Below are 3,154 nucleotides of genomic sequence, written 5' to 3'. Positions count from 1 at the left end.
CAGCGCATGGAGTTCTTCACGAGTCATAGTAGTGCACAGAAAAGGGGTACAGATTATACAATGTAACTATTTGCGGGTACTTTTGAAATGCACCCCACGGAGTCGGTGTTTCGGGTTGGCTACGGAGTCGTCGCCAACCATCTGGCTACAATTGACCATTTCGTAGAATGGCTGATAAATGCCATGCGCCAAAAAGTAAAAGTGCCCAAACCCGCTATTTAGTAGATGTCCAGTAGTGAGAAAATGTTTCATCATGGAGTAGTATTGCTCTGATTTTAAGGACATTAGGTGAGGATATCGGCGGGCAAGATTTCTCTGAGCGTCATAAGGGAGTAAAGTGAAACGAACCTTTTCGTGAACGTTTTCTGGTTTCCAAGATAAGGGTTAAACTATTCCCTATTTCAGGACAAGTCAATGAACGTCAATCGAAGAATGATTGATAGTGATTGTCATAACCGGTTAAAAGCATGGGGCTTGATAATATGACTAACCTCAATTCTCCAAATTTTGGCAAATAATGACTATTTTTGCCAAAATTTGGAGAAGCAAATTGGATAAAGAGTTTTTAATCGAAAATTTAAAATCACGATTTCGTGATCAGGATGCTATACCTAAAGAGCAAATAATCGACTTCTTAAGGTTATTCTATGTTGACGCCAAATTGTCTACGCTTGATTGGCGGTTACATGAGTTGGCTAGGGATGGAGTATTAATAAGAACAGGCTGGGGATACTACGCACTCAATACCCGTCGTCAATTCTCGCCAAGTATTCCTAAGGATTTGCAAAAGGTTGGCGATCAAATAAAAGTTGACTTGCCTTTTATTGAGTATTGCGTTTGGGACACCCGAACAATAGCTGATTTGATGATTCAGCAACCAATGGATTTTATTCAACTCGTTGAAGTTGAACGGGTAGCACTATCTTCTACATACAATTTATTGCAAAATAGAGGAATATTCCCTGAGCGTAACGTAGGGTCCGTCTACTATTACCAGGATTGGATAAGACTTATTCATCATGGAGCAAACGCAGAGGCACCTATTATCATTAAGCCCCTTAGTGGTGAAGCACCACTGCAACAGGAAGCGCAGTATAAAACAGCTTCGCTAGAAAAAATTATAGTTGATCTGATAGCGGATCAGGATCTATTCTATGCCTTTAAGGAGGAACTAGCATATATCATAAAGTCTGCTTTCGAAAAGTATGTGATTAACCGAGATAAGCTCAGACGATACGCACGCCGACGCAATAAGATAGAAAAGGTCGATTTTTTCCTTATTCAACTCCCACCTAATTACCAGCCGCATGATTCTTGAACAATCTTTTACAAGAGAATGGCTACAAGCGACCTCCGAGCGCTTTTCCAAGTCTGTTGATTTAAAACTTCTTGAAAAAGTAGTGCGAGCTTTAAGTTTATTAGAGCAGCTACAACGGCAACAATTAGATTTTGTATTCAAAGGAGGCACTTCATTAATTCTTCATTTTGAACAGCCTCGCCGGTTTTCAATTGATATTGACATAATAATGCCTAATAAACCTGCGAACTTGTTTGAACGCTTTGAGGCTATCATTACGTCAGGAGCCTTCAGGCGTTGGCAAGATGATTCAGAGCGAGCAACGCATTCCGATATCCCTGTCGGACATTTTAAATTCTATTACATTAGCCAAGTTGATCCTCAACATCCAGAGGAGCCAATTCTTCTGGACATTCTTTATACAGAACCCAACTACGTTTCAATAACTGAGAAACCCATCCGTCACCCTTGGCTTGTTACAGAAGAGCCCCTTACTATAATTCGCTTACCAGAAACAGATAGCCTACTAGGCGACAAATTGACCGCCTTTGCTCCGAATACTACGGGTATCCTTTACAGTAAACAACGGCCTGCCGAAATCGTCAAACAATTATTTGACGTAGCGCAGTTGTTTGATGTAGCTACAGATATTGAAGCTATCAAAGTATCCTTTGAAAAGATAGCTGAAGAAGAAATTAGGTTCCGCCGGTTAGAAATTGACTCCAGCGCAGTGTTAGACGATATCTTTCAAACATCGCTGATTCTAGCCCAACGAGATGCAAAAGATGAAAATTACAATATTTTATTGGGCGGTATTCAACGATTAAAGAATTTCGTGATAGGTGGTTTTACCGCAGAAGAGGCCATTGTAGCAGGCGCTAAAGCTGCTTATTTGAGTCAGCTACTTAGGGCAAATCAAACAACCATTCATCGATACACAAAAGCCGAAGAAATTACTAGCTGGCTAATTAACGATGCTTCCTTTAACCGGCTTAACAAGCTTAAAAAGGCACAGCCGGAAGCCTTTTTTTATTGGTACCACGCGTTACAATTAGTTGAGGCCTTAAAAGAAGTACAAATGAGTGTGAACTTGCGCCATTTGAAGGAACATTGAGTAAACTTAAGTTGCTTGAAGAGAAATGAGACGTTTATAATTACTAAAAATCAATCCATTAGTTCACTTTATATGTAATTAAGTTCTCACGAGTAATATATGCCTGAGATGAACCTGAATCAATCATCTTGTCAAGTAACCAGATAAAATCATTTAACAAAGAGGTGTTCGTTTTTATAAATGTAATATGTCGTTGGTAAAGCCGATTGATAAGCGCTTCAGCTTCATCTTGAGCTAAAGCGTCCAAGTTTTCAGGATGATTTTTTATTTTATCCACTACCCAATGTAGACCTTCTGGTAATAAAGTTTGATCACCAACGGTTGACAGAAGTTTGACCAACGGGCGTATATTGTATTGACCGAACATATCAGTAACCCGTTTAATAAAATACTTCTTACCTTCCAGTGGTTTCCAATGTGTTGCCTCCTTTTTCCAGTCAATCTCCAAGAATAACAAGTTAGAAAATATTTGATAATTAGACTGTGTAAGTACTTGATAGAACTGTTCCCAAACTCTCCAGTAATTTGTTATTACCCGATTTCCAATACTACCGGATTGATTGGAAACAATTTGATCCAGCTCCCAAATTACCCTTTGCAACGTCCATTTAATAAACTCAAATCCGCCATCTCGATGAGTGGAAGTTGAACGGGTGCATTTCAAAAATACCAGTATCTTGTTGACATAGCCTCAAAAAGCCCTTGTTCCCATGACCAGAGAAGAATTACATGCCCTCGTTGAT

General features: G+C 39.5%; 4 protein-coding genes. 3 read left to right on the top strand and 1 reads right to left on the bottom strand.

Translation table 11 applies throughout. From position 1 onward, the window contains the following. Positions 1-87: 87 nt before the first annotated feature. The 3 genes from B157_RS40075 to B157_RS0110870 all read left to right on the top strand — a co-directional run bounded on the left by B157_RS40075 (position 88) and on the right by B157_RS0110870 (position 2,411). Entirely contained in the window at positions 88-222 is a 135-nt protein-coding gene (locus tag B157_RS40075; RefSeq protein ID WP_020603356.1) for a hypothetical protein, read from the top strand. 295 nt (positions 223-517) lie between these two features. Next, the gene (locus B157_RS0110875; RefSeq protein ID WP_020603355.1) at positions 518-1,318 is read left to right on the top strand and encodes a DUF6577 family protein; all 801 of its coding nucleotides are present in this window, start codon (positions 518-520) and stop codon (positions 1,316-1,318) included. Further along, complete coding sequence (locus B157_RS0110870; RefSeq protein WP_020603354.1) at positions 1,308-2,411, top strand: nucleotidyl transferase AbiEii/AbiGii toxin family protein; 1,104 nt, start codon at positions 1,308-1,310, stop codon at positions 2,409-2,411. Before B157_RS0110875 ends, B157_RS0110870 begins: the two co-directional genes overlap by 11 nt. Positions 2,412-2,469: 58 nt before the next feature. On the opposite strand, the gene B157_RS0110865 is transcribed toward B157_RS0110870, so the two are convergent. After that, positions 2,470-3,075 carry a hypothetical protein gene (locus B157_RS0110865; RefSeq protein ID WP_157618392.1) on the bottom strand — a complete coding sequence of 202 codons (606 nt, stop codon included), beginning with the start codon at positions 3,073-3,075 and terminating at the stop codon, positions 2,470-2,472. Between the last annotated feature and the right edge of the window lie 79 nt (positions 3,076-3,154).

This window comes from Spirosoma spitsbergense DSM 19989 (assembly GCF_000374085.1).
In the GTDB taxonomy this organism is placed as follows: domain Bacteria; phylum Bacteroidota; class Bacteroidia; order Cytophagales; family Spirosomataceae; genus Spirosoma; species Spirosoma spitsbergense.
Note: the sequence above shows the minus strand (reverse complement) of the source record. Positions and strands in the feature narration are given on the sequence as shown.